This is a genomic window from Pseudomonas oryzihabitans, assembly GCF_001518815.1.
In the GTDB taxonomy this organism is placed as follows: Bacteria; Pseudomonadota; Gammaproteobacteria; order Pseudomonadales; family Pseudomonadaceae; genus Chryseomonas; species Chryseomonas oryzihabitans_E.
Window position 1 is genome coordinate 500,253 of the sequence record NZ_CP013987.1, and the last position, 20,476, is coordinate 520,728.

Consider the following 20,476-nt stretch of genomic DNA (forward strand, 5'->3'; position numbering starts at 1 on the left):
TCCAGGGGCGATTGATGGCTATCCGGGAGGCCTTGTTATTTTCAGCAGAGCCCCCATATGAATGGCCTTGATGTGGTAGGCCAGTCCAGGGCTATCTATCCTGGTGCGCTGGCCATGAGCCTCGTGCGCCGGGTTGGTGTCCAGGTAGGCTGTCTGATCAGGGTCTTCCAGCGAGAAGGCTGCACGAATTGCCTCAAAGAGGGGCGTGGACGCTTCGCTGTGGAGGTCAGGTGCGCTCTTTTCGCTTCGCGGGACGTGTCGCGCCAGCAGTATCTATTGGGTCGCGGTTTCAAGGGCGATTGAGAGAATTGATGGCCGCAACATCTGCCTTGCCCTAGAGTCAAAAGCAGAAGACTCATATAGCGTTACAGACGATGTCTGCCGTGGGCCAGGCTTTGTGTAGTAACTTACCGGTCACTGCCGGTTTCGCTTCGAACGGTTTACCCACGAAACCGGCGCAGAGGGTAGTCAATTGAACGACATGGCAAAGAATCTGATCCTGTGGCTGATCATCGCCGCGGTGCTCGTCACCGTGATGAACAACTTCTCCAGCCCCAACGAACCCCAGACGCTCAACTACTCCGACTTCATCCAGCAGGTGAAGGACGGGCAGATCGAGAGCGTGACCGTGGATGGCTATGTCATCACCGGCAAGCATCGCGATGGCGACCCCTTCAAGACCATCCGTCCAGCGATACAGGACAATGGCCTGATCGGCGATCTGGTCAATAACAGCGTTACCATTACCGGCAAGCAGCCCGAGCAGCAGAGCATCTGGACTCAACTGCTGGTGGCCAGCTTCCCGATCCTGGTGATCATCGCCGTCTTCATGTTCTTCATGCGCCAGATGCAGGGAGGTGCCGGCGGTCGTGGTGGTCCCATGAGCTTTGGCAAGAGCAAGGCGCGCCTGTTGTCGGAAGACCAGGTCAAGACCACCTTCGCTGACGTCGCCGGTTGCGACGAAGCCAAGGAAGAGGTCACCGAGCTGGTTGAATTCCTGCGCGATCCGGGCAAGTTCCAGCGCCTGGGTGGGCGTATTCCCCGTGGCGTGCTGATGGTCGGTTCGCCCGGTACCGGCAAGACCTTGCTGGCCAAGGCTGTTGCCGGTGAGGCCAAGGTGCCCTTCTTCACCATTTCCGGTTCGGACTTCGTCGAGATGTTCGTCGGTGTCGGCGCCAGTCGCGTACGCGACATGTTCGACCAGGCCAAGAAGCACGCTCCCTGCATCATCTTCATCGACGAGATCGATGCGGTTGGTCGCCATCGTGGCAACGGCATGGGCGGTGGTCATGACGAACGCGAGCAGACCCTGAACCAGCTGCTGGTGGAAATGGATGGCTTTGAAATGAACGATGGCATCATCGTCATTGCCGCTACCAACCGTCCCGATGTCCTCGACCCTGCCTTGCTGCGCCCCGGTCGTTTCGACCGTCAGGTCGTGGTCGGGCTGCCCGACATCCGCGGTCGCGAGCAGATCCTCAAGGTGCACATGCGCAAGGTGCCGGTCGGTGATCGCGTCGATGCTAGCGTGATTGCTCGGGGTACTCCGGGTTTCTCCGGTGCCGACTTGGCCAACCTGGTCAACGAAGCTTCCCTGTTCGCCGCCCGTGCCAACAAGCGCATCGTCGACATGCGTGAGTTCGAGCTGGCCAAGGACAAGATCATGATGGGCGCCGAGCGCAAGACCATGGTCATGTCCGAGAAGGAGAAGCGTAATACCGCTTACCACGAAGCCGGTCATGCCATCGTCGGTCGCCTGGTGCCCGAGCACGACCCGGTCTACAAGGTCTCCATCATTCCTCGCGGCCGTGCCCTGGGCGTGACCATGTTCCTCCCCGAGGAAGATCGTTACAGCCTGTCCAAGCGGGCGCTGGAAAGCCAGATCTGCTCGCTGTTCGGTGGCCGTATCGCCGAGGAAATGACCCTGGGCTTCGAAGGCGTCACCACGGGTGCCTCCAACGACATCATGAGAGCGACTTCCCTGGCACGTAACATGGTGACCAAGTGGGGCCTGTCCGAGAAGCTCGGTCCGCTGCTGTACGGCGAGGAAGAGAACGAAGGCTACCTGGGTCGTTCCGGCGGCGGTGGTGGTGGCAACATGTCGGGCGAGACTGCCAAGCAGATCGACGTGGAGATCCGCCGCATCATCGACGACTGCTACAACACCGCCAAGCGTCTGCTCGACGAGAATCGTGACAAGCTCGAACTCATGGCTGATGCCTTGATGAAGTACGAGACCATCGATTCCGATCAGATCGACGACATCATGGCTGGCAAGGTCCCGCGTGAACCGCGCGACTGGCACGATCGCGGTGGTCCGACCGGGGATGCGCCCGCATCGCCACAGAGTGGCAGTGACCGTCCTGAGACGCCCATCGGTGGTCCGGCTGGAGAACACTGAAACACCCATGTTCAATCCGTTTCCTTCGACCCGATTGCCTTGCGGCAATCGGGTTCTTGTTTTTGACGCGCCCAAAGTTATGGGCATCCTCAACGTCACCCCTGACTCCTTTTCCGATGGCGGCCGTTACACGGCAGTAGAGGGTGCCCTGCGCCATGCGGAAGCAATGGTGGCGGCCGGTGCGGCCATCATCGATGTAGGGGGGGAGTCCACACGGCCAGGGGCCCCAGCGGTATCCGAGGCTCAAGAGCTCGATCGGGTAATTCCGGTGGTTCAGGCGATCGCTCGGGAGCTGGATGTCGTTATTTCCCTGGATACCTCCGCGCCAGCGGTCATGCGCGAAGGCGCTCTGGCCGGTGCCGGCCTGATCAATGATGTGCGCTCGCTGCGGCGTCCTGGCGCTCTTGAGGCGGCTGCCGCTACCGGCCTGGCGGTTTGCCTGATGCATATGCGTGGCGAGCCAAGCACCATGCAGCAGGCGCCCGTCTATACCAACGTCGCGGGGGAGGTTGGCGCCTTTCTCGGCGAGCAGATCGCACGTTGCGAGATGGCTGGCATCGCTCGCGAGCGTCTGGTGCTGGATCCGGGGTACGGCTTCGCCAAGACTCTGGAGCACAACCTCGAACTGTTTAAGCGGCAAACCGAATTGCTCGCCTTTGGGCTACCCTTGCTGGTGGGTGTCTCGCGCAAGAGCATGATCGGCGCGGTCACTGGGCGGCCCGTGGAGGGCCGCCTGGCGGGTGGGCTGGCGCTGGCGGCCCTGGCGCTGACCAAGGGGGCTCAGATCCTGAGGGTTCATGATGTGGCGGAAACAGTGGACGTGGTGAAGATGATCACTGCGGTCGAAGGCTTCAGGCAGGAACAAAACTGATGGCAAGAAAGTATTTCGGAACCGATGGCATTCGCGGCAAGGTCGGGACCTATCCCATTACGCCGGATTTCATGCTCAAGCTGGGCTGGGCGGCAGGCATCGCCTTTCGCAGCCGCGGCGGCTGTCGGGTGCTGGTCGGCAAGGACACGCGCAACTCGGGCTACATGTTCGAGTCGGCGCTGGAGGCCGGTCTGTCCGCCGCCGGTGCGGACGTCATGCTGCTCGGTCCCATGCCGACACCGGGTATCGCCTATCTGACGCGAACCTTCCAGGCCAGCGCCGGCATTGTCATCAGTGCTTCGCACAATCCTTACTACGACAACGGCATCAAGTTCTTTTCCGGCGCCGGCACCAAGCTGCCCGATGAGCTCGAGACCATGATCGAGGAGCTGCTCGATACTCCGATGACCGTGGTCGACTCGGCGCGGATTGGCAAGGTCTCGCGCATCAACGATGCGGCCGGTCGCTACATCGAGTTCTGCAAGAGCAGCGTACCGACCGGTACCAGCTTCGCTGGGATGAAGATCGTGCTGGATTGCGCCAACGGTGCGACCTACAAGATCGCGCCCAGCGTCTTCCGTGAGCTCGGTGCGGACGTCAGCGTGCTGGGCGTGCAGCCAGATGGGCTCAACATCAACAAGGACTGCGGCTCCACTCACCTGGAGGGCCTGCAGCAAGCGGTGCTCGACCAGCACGCCGACATCGGCATCGCCTTCGACGGCGACGGTGATCGGGTCCTGATGGTGGATCACACCGGGGCGGCAGTGGATGGCGACGAGCTGCTCTATCTGATCGCGCGCGATCTCAAGCGCCGTGGTCGCCTCGAGGGTGGGGTGGTGGGTACCCTGATGAGCAATCTCGGTCTCGAGCTGGGGCTGGCCGAGCTGGATATCCCCTTCGTGCGGGCCAAGGTCGGCGATCGCTATGTGATGGCCGAGCTGCTGGAGCGCAATTGGGTGTTGGGCGGTGAGAACTCCGGGCACGTGGTCTGCTGCCAGTACACCACCACAGGTGACGCCACCATCGCCGCGCTGCAGGTGCTGATCGCCCTGCGCAATGCCGGTCAGACCCTGGCCCAGGCACGCATGGCGCTGCGCAAGTGTCCGCAGGTGTTGATCAACGTGAGATTCGGCGGCGGCCAGGATCCTCTGGAGAATCCCCGGGTCAAGCAGGCCAGCGCAGAGGTGACCGAGAAAATGGCCGGCAAGGGACGGGTGCTGCTGCGTAAATCCGGTACCGAGCCGTTGGTCAGGGTCATGGTCGAAGGCGAAAACGAGCGTGAGGTTCGTGCCCATGCCGAAGCGCTCGCTCAATTGATAACTGAGGTATGTGCTTGATTTGCTTGCATGCCTGTTTTCGATTGAGTAACATCTGCGCCCACTTCGCTCCCTGAGGTAAAACGCATGCGTCGTTCCCTGGTTGCCGGTAACTGGAAAATGCATGGCTCGCTGCAGAGCGTGTCCGCATTGGTCGCAGGCTTGAAAGGGTTGGACGGCGTGTCTGGTGTCGATGTCGTGGTGATTCCGACATTGGTGCATCTGCCGGGGGTGGCTGAAGGTTTGACGGCGACGTCGCTGATGGTGGGGGCTCAGACCTGTGCTCCTGTCGCTGGCGAGAAGGCCCTGACTGGCGAGGTATCCTCGACGCAGTTGGTGGAATTCGGTTGCCGTTACGTGCTGGTGGGGCATTCCGAGCGGCGTGCCCTGCTGGGCGAGGATGACGAGGTGGTGGCGAAGAAATTCGCGGCCATCCAGGAGGGCGGGATGATTCCCGTGCTCTGCGTCGGTGAAACCCGTGAAGAGCGGGAGGCCGAGCGTACTCTGGACGTGGTCGGTGGCCAGCTGAAGGCGGTGATCGACGCAGTTGGAGTCGCGGCTTTCACCCGTGCCGTGGTGGCCTATGAGCCCGTTTGGGCGATAGGTACCGGGCTTACGGCGACGCCGGAGCAGGCGCAAGAGGTTCATGCGGCGATTCGCGCCCTGGTGCGTGAGGCCGATGCTGAAGTCGCGGAAGGGCTTCAGTTGCTGTATGGCGGTAGTGTCAAAGCCGCCAATGCTGCCGAGTTGTTCGGCATGCCGGATATCGATGGGGGGCTGGTGGGTGGTGCCTCCCTGAATGCTGAAGAGTTCAGTGCGATTTGCCGCGCTGCAGGACGTGGATAATGTTGGAAACTGCAGTTGTAGTGATCCACTTGCTGATGGCGCTTGGCCTGATCGTGCTGGTGTTGATGCAGCAGGGCAAGGGTGCTGAAGCAGGTGCATCCTTTGGTGCGGGTGCCTCGGGTACCGTTTTTGGTAGTCAAGGTTCTGCTACCTTTCTGAGTCGTTTTACTGCTATACTAGCTGCGGTTTTTTTCGCGACTAGTCTGGGTCTGGGGTATTACGCTAAAGACCGTGCGCTGGGTCTGCGTGAAGTGGGTCTTCCCACTCAGCCAGTCCAGCAGGCTCGTCAGCCGAAGCAGGATGGTAACGATGTTCCCCTGAGCCAGCCGCGTGCTGCTCAAGGCGGTACTTCCGGGGACGTGCCCCGGGAGTCCAAGTAGGTTTCAAAGGTTTCATGCCGAAGTGGTGGAATTGGTAGACACGCTATCTTGAGGGGGTAGTGGCCACAGGCTGTATGGGTTCGAGTCCCATCTTCGGCACCAAATAGCAAAGACGTCCAGCAGGACGCGGCGAGAGAGTAGGTTGACTCTTATAGTAGAGTTGAATATAATCTCGCTCCAGCTTTGACGCGGGGTGGAGCAGTCTGGTAGCTCGTCGGGCTCATAACCCGAAGGTCGTTGGTTCAAATCCAGCCCCCGCAACCAGTTTTTTAAAGCCCCTTTATAGGGGCTTTTTGTTGGCTGGACAGTTCGGGTCGCGCTTTCTTGCGCAGACCTCTTAGGGATGGGCGTAATGCCCATTTTTTATTCTCAAAAAACGCGAGGCAACCAGGTGTCGAGCAAGCTAGAACAGTTGCAGGCCTTGCTGGCCCCCGTCATCGAGGCGCTTGGCTATGTCTGCTGGGGTGTCGAGTACATCTCCCAAGGGCGGCATTCGCTACTGCGTGTCTACATCGATCATCCCAATGGCATTCTCGTAGAAGACTGCGAGAAGGTCAGCCGCCAAGTCAGTGGCGTACTCGATGTGGAAGATCCCATCACCAATGAATACACCCTCGAGGTGTCTTCCCCCGGTATGGATAGGCCCCTGTTCACGTTGGAGCAATTCGCTGCCCATGCCGGTGAGCAGATAAAGGTCAAACTTCGGTCGCCCTTCGACGGGCGACGTAATTTCCAGGGTTTGCTGCGCGGTGTGGAAGACCAGGATGTCGTGGTGCAGGTGGACGAGCATGAGTATCTGCTACCCATCGAGATGATCGACAAGGCCAACGTCGTTCCCCGTTTCGAGTGATTTGAGCGCGAGACCGCGGATCCCAAGGATTGCGAATACGAGGCGTAAGATGAGCAAAGAAGTTCTGCTGGTAGTGGAATCTGTTTCGAACGAGAAGGGTGTTCCACCCGGCGTCATCTTCGAGGCACTGGAGTTGGCTCTCGCCACGGCTACCAAGAAACGCTACGAAGAAGATGTGGATCTGCGGGTGTCGATCAACAGACACAACGGCAGCTACGAGACCTTCCGCCGCTGGACCGTGGTGGAAGACGAAGACTATCAGCTGCCCGATTCGCATCTGACGGTGGAAGACGCCCAGGAAGAGCATCCTGGGGTCAAGGCCGGTGAAGTGATCGAAGAGAAGATCGAGTCCATCGAATTCGGTCGGATCGCTGCCCAGACCGCCAAGCAGGTGATCGTGCAGAAGGTGCGCGAGGCCGAGCGGGCTCAGGTGGTGGACGCCTATCGCGAGAAGGTCGGCGAGATCATCTCGGGAACCGTCAAGAAGGTTACCCGTGACAGCGTGATCGTCGACCTGGGCAACAATGCCGAGGCGCTGCTGCCGCGTGAGCACATCATTCCCCGTGAGACCTTCCGCATGGGCGTGCGTCTGCGTGCCCTGCTCAAGGAAATCCGTACGGAAAATCGCGGTCCGCAACTGATGCTGTCGCGTACCGATCCGCAGATGCTGATCGAGCTGTTCCGCATCGAAGTACCGGAAATCTCCGAGCAGCTGATCGATGTCATGGCAGCCGCTCGGGATCCGGGCTCGCGGGCCAAGATCGCCGTTCGCTCCAAGGACAAGCGCATCGATCCGCAGGGCGCCTGTATCGGCATGCGTGGTTCGCGTGTCCAGGCGGTATCCGGTGAATTGGGTGGCGAGCGTGTCGACATCGTCCTCTGGGATGACAATCCGGCGCAGTTCGTCATCAACGCCATGGCTCCGGCCGAAGTCGCCTCGATCATCGTCGACGAAGACAGCCGTACCATGGACATCGCCGTCGCCGAGGATAACCTGGCCCAGGCGATCGGCCGTGGCGGCCAGAACGTGCGCCTGGCCAGTCAGCTGACCGGTTGGACGCTCAACGTGATGACCGAAGCGGACATCAACGCCAAGCAACAGGCCGAGACCGGCGACATCATCCAGCGCTTCATCGACGAGCTGGATGTCGACGAGGAACTGGCGCAGGTGCTGGTGGAAGAAGGCTTCACCTCCCTCGAGGAAGTGGCCTACGTGCCCATGGAAGAGATGCTCAACATCGATGGCTTCGACGAAGACATCGTCAACGAGCTGCGTACCCGGGCCAAGGATCGCCTGCTTACCCGGGCCATCGCAACGGAAGAACAGAAGAGCCCCAGCGAAGATCTGCTGACCCTCGACGGCATGGATCCCCAGCTCGCCAGCGCGCTGGCCCAGCGTGGCGTGGTCAATCGCGAAGAGCTCGCCGAGCAGTCGATCGACGACCTGCTCGACATCAACGGCATGACCGAAGAGCGTGCCGGCAAGCTGATCATGGCTGCCCGTGCCCATTGGTTCGAGTAAGCGGCGCAGTCTGAGGAGAGAAGTGCATGACGCAAGTCACGGTGAAAGAACTGGCCCAAACGGTCAATACGCCGGTGGAACGTCTGCTACAGCAGATGCGCGAGGCAGGTCTGACGCATAGCAGCGCCGAGCAATTGGTGAGCGATGCGGAGAAGCAGGCGCTGCTGACGCACCTGAAGGGGACTGCGCAGCTCGACGAGCCAAGCAAGATCACCCTGCAGCGCAAGACCCAGACCACACTGAAAGTGGCCGGCAGCAAGACCGTCAGTGTCGAAGTCCGCAAGAAGAAAACCTTCGTCAAGCGCAGCCCTGCCGAGCTTGAAGCCGAGCAGCGCCGCGAGCAGGAAGCCCAGCGTGCCGCTGAAGAGGCTGCCGCCCAGGCGCGCGCCGAGGAAGAAGCCCAGCGTGCTGCTGAAGAAGCTGCACATCAGCAGGCCGAAGCCGCTGCCCAGGTCGAGCAGGCGCAGGCGGTCGCTACCGAAGCCGCAGCCCCGGCTGCGCCGGAAGCACCTGCCGTGGTGGCCGAGCAGCAGCCCGCTGCCGAAGCTGCCACCGAGGCCAAGAAGGCCGATCCGGCTGGCGAGCGCAAGCGCGAAGAACCGCGTCGTCCCGTGCATCCTGCCCCGAGCAGCAAGCGCGAAGAAGACGAGCGTCGTGAGCGCAAGAATGCCCAGCATCGCCCGTCGATCAAGGACAAGGTCGCAGCTCCTCGTACCGTGCGCAGTGGCGACGACGAGGAAGAGGGCTTTGGCCGGCGTGGCGGTCGCGGTGGCAAGTCGCGACTCAAGAAGCGAAACCAACACGGGTTCCAGAGCCCGACAGGACCTGTAGTGCGCGAAGTCAATCTAGGTGAGACCATCACCGTCTCTGAGCTAGCTCAGCAGATGTCGGTGAAGGCCGCCGAAGTCATCAAGTTCATGTTCAAGATGGGGTCTCCCGCCACCATCAACCAGGTGCTCGACCGCGAGACGGCGCAGCTGGTGGCCGAAGAGCTGGGCCACAAGGTCAAGCTGGTCAACGAGAACGCCCTGGAAGACCAGCTGGCCGAATCCCTCAAGTTCGAGGGTGGCAAGGCCCTGCACCGTGCGCCGGTAGTGACCGTCATGGGTCACGTCGACCACGGTAAGACCTCGCTGCTGGACTACATCCGTCGCGCCAAGGTCGCGTCGGGCGAAGCCGGTGGCATCACCCAGCACATCGGTGCCTACCACGTGGAAACCGAGCGTGGCATGGTGACCTTCCTGGATACCCCTGGTCACGCCGCGTTCACCGCGATGCGTGCCCGTGGTGCCAAGGCCACCGACATCGTCATCCTGGTCGTCGCGGCCGATGACGGCGTCATGCCGCAGACCGAGGAAGCCATCCAGCACGCCAAGGCGGCAGGTGTCCCCATCGTCGTGGCGGTCAACAAGATCGACAAGCCCGATGCCGATCCGGATCGCGTCAAGCACGATCTGGCCGGTCGTCAGGTCATCCCGGAAGAGTGGGGCGGCGATACCCAGTTCGTGCACGTCTCGGCCAAGGCCGGTACCGGTGTGGACGAGCTGCTCGAAGCCATCCTGCTGCAGGCCGAAGTCCTGGAGCTGACCGCTACGCCGGAAGCGCCCGGTCGCGGTGTGGTCATCGAATCGCGCCTGGACAAGGGCCGTGGTCCGGTCGCTACCGTGCTGGTACAGAACGGTACCCTGCGGCAGGGCGACATGGCCCTGGTCGGCGTCAACTTTGGTCGCATCCGTGCCATGCTCGACGAGAACGGCAAGCCGATCAAGGAAGCCGGCCCGTCCATTCCGGTCGAGATCCTTGGTCTGGACGGTACCCCGGATGCCGGTGACGAACTCACCGTGCTGACCGACGAGAAGAAGGCCCGGGAAGTGGCGCTTTTCCGTCAGGGCAAGTTCCGCGAGGTCAAGCTGGCTCGCGCGCATGCCGGCAAGCTCGAGAACATCTTCGAGAACATGGGCCAGGACGAGAAGAAGACCCTCAACATCGTGCTCAAGTCCGATGTGCGCGGCTCCCTCGAGGCGCTGCAGGGTTCGCTGTCCGGTCTGGGCAACGACGAAGTCCAGGTACGCGTGGTCGGCGGTGGCGTCGGTGGTATCACCGAAAGCGATGCCAACCTGGCGCTGGCCTCCAATGCCGTGCTGTTCGGCTTCAACGTCCGGGCCGATGCCGGGGCGCGGAAGATCGTCGAGCAGGAAGGCCTCGACATGCGTTACTACAACGTCATCTACGACATCATCGAAGATGTGAAGAAGGCGCTGACCGGCATGCTGGGCAGTGACGTCCGGGAGAACATCCTGGGTATCGCCGAGGTGCGTGACGTCTTCCGTTCGCCCAAGTTCGGCGCCGTCGCCGGCTGCATGGTCACCGAAGGCATGGTGCACCGCAACCGTCCGATCCGCGTCCTGCGCGAAGACGTGGTCATCTTCGAAGGCGAGCTGGAATCCCTGCGTCGCTTCAAGGATGACGTGGCCGAAGTGCGTGCCGGCATGGAATGCGGTATCGGCGTGAAGAGCTACAACGACGTCCGCGTCGGCGACAAGATCGAAGTGTTCGAGAAGGTTCAGGTCGCCCGTTCGCTGTAACGGCGAGACTGCACCAGGACGGCAGGTCACGGACCTGGCAGACCCCTGCCAGGTCCGGACTTGCCGTTCGCGTTTCCAAGGTTCATGGCTGGCAGGCCTGGTGTCTGCGGCCTTTCGTACGAGAGTTTCGACATGGCCAAAGAATTCAGCCGTACCCAGCGCATCGGTGATCAGATGCAGCGTGAACTGGCACTGCTGATCCAGCGCGAGATCAAGGATCCGCGTCTGGGCATGGTGACCATCACCGGCGTGGACGTCGCACGCGACCTGTCCCATGCCAAGGTGCACATCACCGTCCTGGGCAAGGACGACGATGCCGACGCCATCAAGCAGAACATCGGCATCCTCAAGGACGCCGCCGGCTTCCTGCGTCAGCAGCTGGGTCGGGCGATGAAGCTGCGTACCGTTCCGCAGCTGAGCTTCCAGTACGACGAGAGCATTCGTCGCGGCGCCCAGCTGTCGGCCCTGATCGAGCGGGCGGTCGCCGAAGACCGTCGCCACGAAGGGGAGGAGTAGGGTGGCTCAGGTCAAGCGTATTCGCCGCCAGGTGCATGGCGTACTGGTGCTGGACAAGCCGCGCGGCTTTTCCTCCAACGCCGCGCTGCAAAAGGTCCGCTGGCTGCTCAACGCTGAGAAGGCGGGCCATACCGGCAGTCTGGATCCCCTGGCTACCGGTGTGCTGCCGCTGTGCTTCGGCGAAGCGACCAAGTTTTCCCAGTACCTGCTGGACGCCGACAAGGGTTACAGCACCGTGGCGCAGCTGGGCGTCACCACCACCACCGGCGACGCCGAGGGTGAGGTGTTGGAGCGACGGACGGTCGATGTCGACGAAGCAGCCATCCAGGCGGCGCTGCCGGCGTTTCGCGGCCAGATAGAGCAGATTCCGCCGATGTACTCGGCGCTCAAGCGCGACGGTCAGCCGCTCTACAAGTTGGCGCGTGCCGGGGAAGTAGTGGAGCGCGAGGCGCGTTCTGTTACTATTGCCCGTCTGGAACTCCTGGCGTTGCAGGAAGATCGCGCGACGCTGGAAGTGGCCTGCAGCAAGGGGACCTATGTGCGCACCCTGGTCGAAGACCTCGGCGCCCGTCTCGGTTGCGGGGCCCATGTGGCTGAGTTGCGACGTACCCAGGCTGGTCCCTTTGGCCTCGTGCAGGCCATCAGCCTGGACGAGCTGGAGGCGGCCCATGCCGAAGGCGGTGCCGAAGCGCTGGATCGCTTCCTGCTGCCGGTCGACAGCGGCCTCGAACATTGGCCGCTGGTGCAGTTGACTCAGCACAGCGCCTATTATTGGTTGCACGGTCAGCCCGTTCGGGCAGCCAATGCACCGAAATTCGGTTTGATGCGGGTGCAGGACGACCAAGGTCGTTTCATCGGCATCGGCGAGATAGATGACGAGGGGCAGGTTGCTCCCCGTAGACTGATTCGGTCCTAGACCGATACCGAGGGTGGCTGTCAGCAGGCACGGTCACACCTCTTTCCTTAAGCACGGGATCCATCCCGGCCTGTTCCTCAGAGGAGCCCTATCATGGCACTGAGCGTTGAAGACAAAGCCCAGATCGTAAACGAGTTCAAGCAAAGCGAAGGCGATACCGGTTCGCCGGAAGTGCAGGTTGCCCTGCTGTCCGCCAATATCGACAAGCTGCAAGGTCACTTCAAGGCCAACGGCAAAGACCACCACAGCCGTCGTGGTCTGATCCGCATGGTCAACCAGCGTCGTAAGCTGCTGGACTACCTGAAGTCCAAGGATACCTCTCGTTACAGCGCACTGATCGCTCGCCTGGGCCTGCGTCGTTAATACGATGCAGACCTGCTGCAAGCAGTCTGAAGCTGGAGGTCGGCTCGCGCCGGCCTCCGGCTTTTTTGCTTGAAAGGCCGACAGAATCGGCTTGCGTCACCCGGAGATCAGCGAGGGTCCGAATCCCTCTGGTCGCCTCGATTTCCCCCAAGGCAATAAAGAGAAGGAAAGACTGTGAATCCAGTAATCAAGCAATTCAAGTTCGGTGAGCAGACCTTCACCCTGGAAACCGGCCGCATCGCGCGCCAGGCGACCGGTGCGGTGCTGGTCTCCACCGATGACGTCAGCGTGCTGGTCACCGTGGTCGGTGCCAAGCAGCCCGCCGTTGGCAAGGACTTCTTCCCGCTGTCCGTGCACTACCAGGAAAAGACCTACGCCGCTGGCCGCATCCCCGGTGGTTACTTCAAGCGTGAAGGCCGTCCTTCCGAGAAGGAAACCCTGACCTCGCGCCTGATCGATCGCCCGATCCGTCCGCTGTTCCCCGAAGGCTTCCTGAACGAAGTCCAGGTGGTCTGCACCGTGGTCAGCACCAACAAGAAGTCCGATCCGGACATCGCCGCCATGATCGGCACCTCCGCCGCCCTGGCCATTTCCGGCATTCCCTTCGCCGGCCCCATCGCGGCTGCCCGCGTGGGCTACCACACCGAGCTGGGCTACCTGCTGAACCCCAGCTACGAGCAGCTGCAGAGCTCCAGCCTGGACATGGTCGTGGCCGGTACCCGTGACGCCGTGCTGATGGTCGAATCCGAAGCCGACGAGCTGACCGAAGACCAGATGCTGGGCGGCGTGCTGTTCGCCCACGAAGAATTCCAGGTGGCCATCGAGGCCATCAGCCAGTTCGCTGCCGAAGCCGGCAAGCCGACCTGGAACTGGCAGGCGCCTGCCGAGAACACCGCCCTGATCGAAGCCGTCAAGGCCGAGGTCGGCGAGGCCGTGTCCCGTGCCTACACCATCACCATCAAGCAGGATCGCTATGCGGCCCTGGGTGCCCTGCGCGACCAGGCCATCGCCAAGCTGGCCGGTGAGAACGGTCAGTACAGCGAAGCCGAGGTCAAGGAGACCTTCGGTCTGCTGGAATACCGCACCGTGCGCCAGAACATCGTCGACGGCAAGCCGCGTATCGACGGTCGCGACACCCGCACCGTACGCCCGCTGCAGATCGAAGTCGGTCCGCTGAAGAAGACCCATGGTTCGGCCCTGTTCACCCGTGGCGAAACCCAGGCACTGGTCACCGCGACCCTGGGCACCGCCCGTGACTCGCAGCTGCTGGACACCCTGGAAGGCGAGCGCCGCGACAGCTTCATGCTGCACTACAACTTCCCGCCCTTCTCGGTCGGCGAGTGCGGTCGCATGGGTAGCCCGGGCCGCCGCGAGATCGGTCACGGCCGTCTGGCCCGTCGTGGCATCCAGGCCATGCTGCCGACCCAGGAAGCCTTCCCCTACAGCATCCGCGTCGTCTCCGAGATCACCGAGTCCAACGGCTCCAGCTCCATGGCGTCGGTGTGCGGTGCCTCCCTGGCGCTGATGGACGCCGGTGTGCCGGTCAAGGCGCCGGTTGCCGGTATCGCCATGGGTCTGGTCAAGGAAGGCGAGAAGTTCGCCGTTCTGACCGACATCCTGGGTGACGAAGATCACCTGGGCGACATGGACTTCAAGGTGGCCGGTACCGCCAAGGGCGTCACCGCCCTGCAGATGGACATCAAGATCAACGGCATCACCGAAGAGATCATGGAAATCGCTCTGGAGCAGGCGCTGGAAGCGCGTCTGAACATCCTGGGTCAGATGAACCAGGTGATCTCCGAGTCGCGTGCCGAGCTGTCCGAAAACGCCCCGACCATGCTGGCGATGAAGATCGACCAGGACAAGATCCGCGACGTGATCGGCAAGGGTGGCGCCACCATCCGTGGTATCTGCGAAGAGACCAAGGCGTCGATCGACATCGAAGACGACGGCACCATCAAGATCTACGGCGAGACCCGCGAAGCCGCTGAAGCTGCCAAGCAGCGTGTCCTGGGCATCACTGCCGAGGCCGAGATCGGCAAGATCTACGTCGGCAAGGTGGAGCGCATCGTCGACTTCGGCGCCTTCGTCAGCATCCTGCCGGGCAAGGACGGTCTGGTGCACATCTCGCAGCTGAGCGATCAGCGTATCGAGAAGGTCACCGACGTGCTGAAAGAAGGTCAGGAAGTGAAGGTGCTGGTGCTGGACGTGGACAACCGCGGTCGCATCAAGCTGTCGATCAAGGACGTGGCGGCGGCGGAAGCCTCTGGCGTCTAAGACGACCCTGAGTAAAAAAACCCGGCCTCGGCCGGGTTTTTTTATGGTTGGTGAACACAGGTGGTAGATTGGGTTGAGCGCAGTGAAGCCCAACATGACAACGCAGGCCAGCCTCCACTGCTTGAAAGCGGCGTGGAGCCAGGGACTGTTGGGCTTCGCTGTGCTCAGCCGCAACCTACGGGCACTACGCCTTCTCGCGAATCCACTCGATGAAGCTGCGCACCTTGGGCACCTCGGCCATCTGTTCCGGATAGGCCAGCCAGTAGGCGTGGGGGCTGGCGAGGCGGTGGGGCCAGGCGAGCACCAGGCGGCCGGAAGCCAGTTCTTCGGCGACCAGGAATTCCGGCAGCAGGGCCACCCCGCAACCTTCCTGGGCGGCGCGGGCGCAGAGGGTGAAGGTGTCGAAGCGCGGACCGTGATGGCTGTGCACTTCCTCCCGACCCTGGCTGGCGTACCAGTCGTGCCAGGATTCCGGGCGGGTGGTGTTCTGCAGCAGGACGAAGTCCACCAGTTGCTCGGGTCCGGCGATGCCTTCGGCGGGCAGCAGATCCGGCGCGCAGACCGCGACCATGTGCTCGTGCAGCAGCAGTTCGCATTCGGCACCCGGCCAACTGCCGTGACCATAGAACAGCGCCACGTCGTGGCGGGGGTCGCGGAAGTCCACCGGTTCCAGGGCGCTGGAGACATCCAGGTGAATATTGGGAAAGCGCAGCCGCCAGCCCTTCAGCCGCGGGACCAACCAGCGCTCGCCAAAGGTCGGTGGGGTGGCCACGCGCAGCACCTCGGTCTCGCCGCCATAGGATCTCAGGTAGCGCGCCGACATCTCCAACTGGTTGAGGATCTTGTCCACCTCGGCCAGGTAGAGGGCACCGGCCGGGGTGAGTTGCAGGCGGCGCCGGACCCGGCGAAACAGGCTGTGCTGCAGGAGATCTTCCAGCTGGGCGACCTGTTTGCTGACGGCACTCTGGGTCAGCGCCAGTTCGTCGGCCGCGCGGGTAAAGCTCAGATGACGGGCCACCGCCTCGAAGCACTGCATGGCGGTGATGGACGGCAGGTGGCGACGTTGCATGAGCGGACTCGCGGCATGAAAAAAGGGAATGATATGCCGAGCAAAGGTCGGTTGTCCGGCGCCGCTGGCCTGACCATACTCAGGGACGATTTCCTTTCTGCGGAGACCTCAGCATGAGCAAGGCCCTGTTGGAACGCCTCGGCGTTTCTGCCCAGCACTACACCCAAGGCGAGCATCGGGTGCATTCCCCCATCGACGGTAGCCAACTGGGCAGCGTCGCCCTGGAAAGCGCCGCCGAGGTGGAGCAGAAGATCTCCCGCGCCGACCGTGCCTTCCAGGCTTGGCGCGCGGTGCCGGCGCCGCGCCGTGGCGAACTGGTGCGGCTGCTCGGCGAAGAGCTGCGCGCGCACAAGGCCGATCTCGGCGAACTGGTGTCCTGGGAAGCCGGCAAGATCACCCAGGAAGGCCTGGGCGAAGTCCAGGAGATGATCGACATCTGCGACTTCGCCGTTGGCCTGTCGCGCCAGCTCTATGGTCTGACCATCGCCTCCGAGCGTCCGGGTCACCACATGCGCGAAAGCTGGCAGCCGCTAGGTGTAGTCGGCATCATCAGTGCCTTCAACTTCCCGGTGGCGGTCTGGTCCTGGAACGCCGCCCTAGCCCTGGTCTGCGGCAATCCGGTGATCTGGAAGCCTTCGGAAAAGACCCCGTTGACCGCGCTGGCCTGCCAGGCGCTGTTCGAGAAGGCCCTGGCGCGCTTCGGCGATGCCCCCGCCGATCTCAGCCAGGTCATCGTCGGTGACCGCGCCGCCGGTGAGGCCCTGGTGGACGATCCGCGGGTGGCGCTGGTGAGCGCCACGGGTAGCACCCGCATGGGTCGCGAGGTAGGACCGCGGGTTGCGGCGCGCTTCGGCCGCAGCATCCTCGAACTGGGCGGCAACAATGCCATGATCCTCGCGCCGAGTGCCGATCTGGACATGGCCGTACGTGCCATCCTGTTCAGCGCCGTGGGCACTGCCGGCCAGCGCTGCACCACCCTGCGCCGCCTGATCGCCCATCGTTCGGTCAAGGACGAGATCGTCGCCCGGTTAAAGACCGCCTATGCCAAAGTCCGCATCGGCCATCCGCTGGAAGGCAACCTGATCGGTCCGCTGATCGATGCCGCCAGCTTCCAGGCCATGCAGGGTGCGCTGGAACAGGCGCGTGGTGAGGGCGGGGTGGTCTACGGCGGTGAGCGTCAGCTGGCTGAGCAGTATCCCGAGGCCTACTACGTGGCCCCGGCCATCGTCGAGATGCCCGAGCAGAGCGAGGCGGTACGCCACGAGACCTTCGCCCCCATTCTCTATGTGCTGACCTACGACGATTTCGACGAGGCGGTAGCGCTGAACAACGCCGTGCCCCAGGGCCTGTCGTCCTGCATCTTCACCACCGACGTGCGTGAGGCCGAGGCCTTCATGTCGGCGACTGGCAGCGACTGCGGCATCGCCAACGTCAATATCGGGCCTAGCGGTGCCGAGATCGGTGGCGCCTTCGGTGGCGAGAAGGAAACCGGTGGCGGTCGCGAATCGGGCTCCGACGCCTGGAAGGCCTACATGCGCCGCCAGACCAACACCGTCAACTACTCCCGCGAACTGCCGCTGGCCCAGGGCATCGTGTTCGACTGAGTGGATCCGCCAGGAGCGCCGAGAATGCAGTTGCGTGAGGAGTGCCTGTGGGAGCGGCTGTATCCGGCGATGCCCGGAGCCCCGCTGCAGGGCGAGCGTGACACCGAGGTCTGCGTCATCGGCGGTGGCTACACCGGCCTGTCCACCGGGCTGCACCTGGCCCAGGCCGGGCGGCGGGTGGTGGTACTGGAGGCCCATGGCGTCGGCCATGGCGGCTCCGGGCGCAATGTCGGGCTGGTCAATGCCGGCATGTGGATCCCGCCGGACGAGGCGGTGGCGACCCTGGGACAGGAGGTTGGGGAGCGCTTGCTGGGGGTGATGGGCGATGCGCCGAGTCAGGTGTTCGGTCTCATCGAGCGCTATGGCATCGACTGCCAGCCACGCCGCGCCGGCACCCTGCACATGGCGCACAGCGCCAAGGGCCTGGCCGATCTGGGTCAACGTGCCGAGCAATGGCAACGGCGCGGTGCGCGGGTCGAGTTACTGGAAGGCGAGGCCTGCTACAGCGCCTGCGGCACGCGCGATATCAGCGGGGCCCTGCTCGATCACCGCGCCGGTACCCTGGTGCCCATGGGCTACGCCCTGGGACTGGCCAGGGCGCTGCGCCAGGAGGGCGGCGAACTGTTCGAGCAGAGCGCGGTGCAGCGTCTGCAGCGCGTGGGTGATCGCTGGCAGGTGGAAACCTCCCAGGGGCGGGTTACCGCCGACCAGGTGGTGATCGCTTCCAACGCCTACACCGAAGGCGAATGGACCCGTCTGCGCAAGCAGTTCTTTCCTGGCTACTACTATCAGGTGGCGTCCCAGCCTCTCGGGGCGGAAGCGGACTTCATCCTGCCTCAGGGGCGTGGCTCCTGGGATACCCGCACGGTGCTCAGCAGCATCCGGCGCGATGCCGATGGCCGCCTGCTCCTGGGTAGTCTCGGCAACATGGCGGGACGCCCGGCCGGTTTCATCCGCGCCTGGGCCGACCGCATCCAGCGGCACTATTTCCCCTCGCTCGGGCGGGTGGAATGGGAGTGCACCTGGACGGGCCAGATCGGTTTCACCCCCGATCACCTGATGCGGCTGTTCGAGCCGGCACCGGGGTTGCTCGCGGTGACCGGCTACAACGGTCGCGGAGTTACCACGGGCACGGTGGTGGGGCAGGCCTTTGCCCGCTATCTGTGCAGTGGCGATCGGCAGGACCTGCCCATGCCGCTGGCTTCGCTGGATTCCAACCCGGTAGGACAGTGGCGCAGCCTGATGTACGAGGCCGGCTTTACCCTCTATCACGCGGGGCAGTGTCTGCGCGTGGTGCTCTAAAGACCTTGCAGCCCGCCCGGCAACCGCTCTGGTCGGGCCCCTCAAGCGGCCGATTTGCGCATCCCAACCTGTGCAAGTCGGCCGTTTTTCTTTTGCTGTTTCGTTGATCTAGCCACCAGCCGAAACCGATTGATCCGCCTCGTTACGCCCGAAACAGACCATGGTTACTTTGGTGGCGCAGGATGGGGGCGATGTTACGTTTTGGTGCGAAACAGGTGCAACCGGGTTGCTATCTGGTAACAAACCTCTGCCTTTTACCCGTTCTACTGCTACCGCTGGAGGTCTTTATCCCGACCAATATCCTGACTAAGACGAAAGTCTAAAACGGCGACGGGTCCACTGGTTGCGGCCCTCGCCGTGGCAGGCCAGGACATTTCGCTCCCTGTCGTACCGGCAAATGGCCTTTGCGCTAGGGACACAGCTGAGTGATGGCATAGGCTTTGCTCTGGCGAGAGAGCCAACCACCCTCTGGAGCAAACCTCCCATGTCGAAGATTTACAGAAAAGGCATTCTGGCTCTCGCTATCGGTTCTGCGTTCACTCTCTCCTCCCTGGCGCATGCCGACATCGTGATCGGTGTCGCGGGTCCCTATACCGGGGCCAGTGCCGCCTACGGCGAGCAGTTCTGGAAGGGCGCTACCCAGGCGGCGGAGGACATCAATGCCGCCGGTGGCATCAATGGCGAGAAGATCAAGCTGGTGCAGGGCGACGACGCCTGCGAGCCCAAGCAGGCCGTGGCCGTGGCCAACCGCCTGGTGGACTCCGAGAAGGTCAAGGCCGTGATCGGCCACTTCTGCTCCTCCAACACCATGCCTGCCTCGGAGATCTACGACGAAGCCGGCATCATTTCCATCACCCCGGCGTCCACCAACCCCAAGATCACCGAGCGTGGCCTGACGGGTGTGTTCCGCATGTGCGGGCGTGACGACCAGCAGGGCATCGTGGCCGGCGACTACATCGTCGATACCCTCAAGGCCAAGAAGGTCGCCATCATCCACGACAAGGACACCTACGGTCAGGGCCTGGCCGACGCGACCAAGGCGCAACTCAACAAGCGCGGCGTGAAAGAGGTGCTCTACGAGGGTCTGACTCGCGGCGAGAAGGACTTCAACTCCCTGGTCACCAAGATCCGCGCCTCGGGCGCCGACGTGGTCTACTTCGGCGGTCTGCACCCCGAGGCCGGTCCGCTGGTCCGCCAGATGCGTGAGCAGGGTGTGACCGCCAAGTTCGTTTCCGGCGACGGCATCGTTTCCCTGGATCTGGTCACCACCGCCGGTGGTCCCCAGTACACCAAGGGCGTGCTGATGACCTTCGGTGCCGATCCGCTGAAGAATCCGGCTGGCAAGACCGTAGTGGAAACGCTGCGCAAGTCCGGTTACGAGCCCGAGGGCTACACCCTCTATTCCTACGCCTCGCTGCAGGCGGTGGCCGCTGCCTTCAACGGCATCAAGGGCACCGATGGCACCAAGGCCGCCGAGTGGCTGAAGGCCCACAGCGTCAACACCGTGCTGGGTGAGAAGAGCTGGGACAGCAAGGGTGACCTCAAGGTCTCCGACTACGTGATGTACGAATGGGACGACAAGGGCAAGTACAACCAACTGCCCTGATCCTCGCGTGAACCCGCCGGCCGCCCTCTCGTCTCCGCCCCAGGACGAGGCG

General features: G+C 62.9%; 16 protein-coding genes and 2 tRNA genes. 17 read left to right on the top strand and 1 reads right to left on the bottom strand.

The genetic code is table 11. From position 1 onward, the window contains the following. The first annotated feature begins 481 nt into the window (after positions 1 to 481). The 14 genes from ftsH (at position 482) to pnp (ending at position 14,843) form a co-directional block, all read left to right on the top strand. Positions 482 to 2,401, top strand: coding sequence for an ATP-dependent zinc metalloprotease FtsH (gene ftsH / locus APT59_RS02305; RefSeq protein ID WP_059313368.1), 1,920 nt, complete (start codon positions 482 to 484; stop codon positions 2,399 to 2,401). A gap of 7 nt (positions 2,402 to 2,408) precedes the next feature. Continuing rightward, on the top strand, positions 2,409 to 3,272 hold the full coding sequence (folP, locus tag APT59_RS02310; RefSeq protein ID WP_059313369.1) for a dihydropteroate synthase: 864 nt from the start codon (positions 2,409 to 2,411) through the stop codon (positions 3,270 to 3,272). Beyond that, entirely contained in the window at positions 3,272 to 4,609 is a 1,338-nt protein-coding gene (gene glmM / locus APT59_RS02315) for a phosphoglucosamine mutase (RefSeq protein ID WP_059313370.1), read from the top strand. Before folP ends, glmM begins: the two co-directional genes overlap by 1 nt. A 66-nt stretch (positions 4,610 to 4,675) precedes the next feature. Continuing rightward, positions 4,676 to 5,434 (top strand): triose-phosphate isomerase, encoded by a 759-nt coding sequence (gene tpiA, locus APT59_RS02320; RefSeq protein WP_059313371.1) that lies wholly within the window; start codon positions 4,676 to 4,678, stop codon positions 5,432 to 5,434. Beyond that, positions 5,434 to 5,814, top strand: a complete 381-nt coding sequence (gene secG, locus APT59_RS22045; RefSeq protein ID WP_082696266.1) for a preprotein translocase subunit SecG — start codon at positions 5,434 to 5,436, stop codon at positions 5,812 to 5,814. Before tpiA ends, secG begins: the two co-directional genes overlap by 1 nt. 16 nt (positions 5,815 to 5,830) lie before the next feature. Continuing rightward, positions 5,831 to 5,916: transfer RNA gene (locus APT59_RS02325), tRNA-Leu, on the top strand. Positions 5,917 to 6,001: 85 nt separating this feature from the next. Further along, positions 6,002 to 6,078, top strand: a tRNA-Met gene (locus APT59_RS02330). 127 nt (positions 6,079 to 6,205) lie between these two features. Continuing rightward, positions 6,206 to 6,664 (top strand): ribosome maturation factor RimP, encoded by a 459-nt coding sequence (gene rimP, locus APT59_RS02335; RefSeq protein WP_059316809.1) that lies wholly within the window; start codon positions 6,206 to 6,208, stop codon positions 6,662 to 6,664. A gap of 49 nt (positions 6,665 to 6,713) precedes the next feature. After that, positions 6,714 to 8,186 carry a transcription termination factor NusA gene (nusA, locus tag APT59_RS02340; RefSeq protein ID WP_007162649.1) on the top strand — a complete coding sequence of 491 codons (1,473 nt, stop codon included), beginning with the start codon at positions 6,714 to 6,716 and terminating at the stop codon, positions 8,184 to 8,186. 26 nt (positions 8,187 to 8,212) lie between these two features. Then, positions 8,213 to 10,771 (top strand): translation initiation factor IF-2, encoded by a 2,559-nt coding sequence (gene infB / locus APT59_RS02345; protein WP_059313372.1) that lies wholly within the window; start codon positions 8,213 to 8,215, stop codon positions 10,769 to 10,771. A 132-nt stretch (positions 10,772 to 10,903) separates the two neighbouring features. Continuing rightward, a complete protein-coding gene (gene rbfA, locus APT59_RS02350; RefSeq protein ID WP_007162647.1) occupies positions 10,904 to 11,287 on the top strand; it encodes a 30S ribosome-binding factor RbfA in 384 nt (127 codons plus the stop codon). A gap of 1 nt (position 11,288) precedes the next feature. After that, on the top strand, positions 11,289 to 12,203 hold the full coding sequence (gene truB, locus APT59_RS02355; RefSeq protein WP_059313373.1) for a tRNA pseudouridine(55) synthase TruB: 915 nt from the start codon (positions 11,289 to 11,291) through the stop codon (positions 12,201 to 12,203). A gap of 93 nt (positions 12,204 to 12,296) precedes the next feature. Beyond that, positions 12,297 to 12,566 carry a 30S ribosomal protein S15 gene (gene rpsO, locus APT59_RS02360; protein WP_007162645.1) on the top strand — a complete coding sequence of 90 codons (270 nt, stop codon included), beginning with the start codon at positions 12,297 to 12,299 and terminating at the stop codon, positions 12,564 to 12,566. Positions 12,567 to 12,740: 174 nt separating this feature from the next. Further along, on the top strand, positions 12,741 to 14,843 hold the full coding sequence (gene pnp / locus APT59_RS02365) for a polyribonucleotide nucleotidyltransferase (protein ID WP_059313374.1): 2,103 nt from the start codon (positions 12,741 to 12,743) through the stop codon (positions 14,841 to 14,843). A 184-nt stretch (positions 14,844 to 15,027) separates the two neighbouring features. Here the strand turns inward: pnp and APT59_RS02370 are convergent, their stop codons facing one another. After that, a complete protein-coding gene (locus APT59_RS02370; protein WP_059313375.1) occupies positions 15,028 to 15,912 on the bottom strand; it encodes a LysR substrate-binding domain-containing protein in 885 nt (294 codons plus the stop codon). A 113-nt stretch (positions 15,913 to 16,025) separates the two neighbouring features. Here APT59_RS02370 and APT59_RS02375 point away from each other — a divergent pair, with 113 nt between their 5' ends. The 3 genes from APT59_RS02375 (at position 16,026) to APT59_RS02385 (ending at position 20,424) form a co-directional block, all read left to right on the top strand. After that, the gene (locus APT59_RS02375) at positions 16,026 to 17,516 is read left to right on the top strand and encodes an aldehyde dehydrogenase family protein (RefSeq protein WP_059313376.1); all 1,491 of its coding nucleotides are present in this window, start codon (positions 16,026 to 16,028) and stop codon (positions 17,514 to 17,516) included. A 24-nt stretch (positions 17,517 to 17,540) separates the two neighbouring features. Further along, positions 17,541 to 18,818 carry an NAD(P)/FAD-dependent oxidoreductase gene (locus tag APT59_RS02380; protein ID WP_059313377.1) on the top strand — a complete coding sequence of 426 codons (1,278 nt, stop codon included), beginning with the start codon at positions 17,541 to 17,543 and terminating at the stop codon, positions 18,816 to 18,818. 484 nt (positions 18,819 to 19,302) lie between these two features. After that, a complete protein-coding gene (locus APT59_RS02385; RefSeq protein WP_059313378.1) occupies positions 19,303 to 20,424 on the top strand; it encodes a branched-chain amino acid ABC transporter substrate-binding protein in 1,122 nt (373 codons plus the stop codon). Positions 20,425 to 20,476 lie beyond the last annotated feature (52 nt).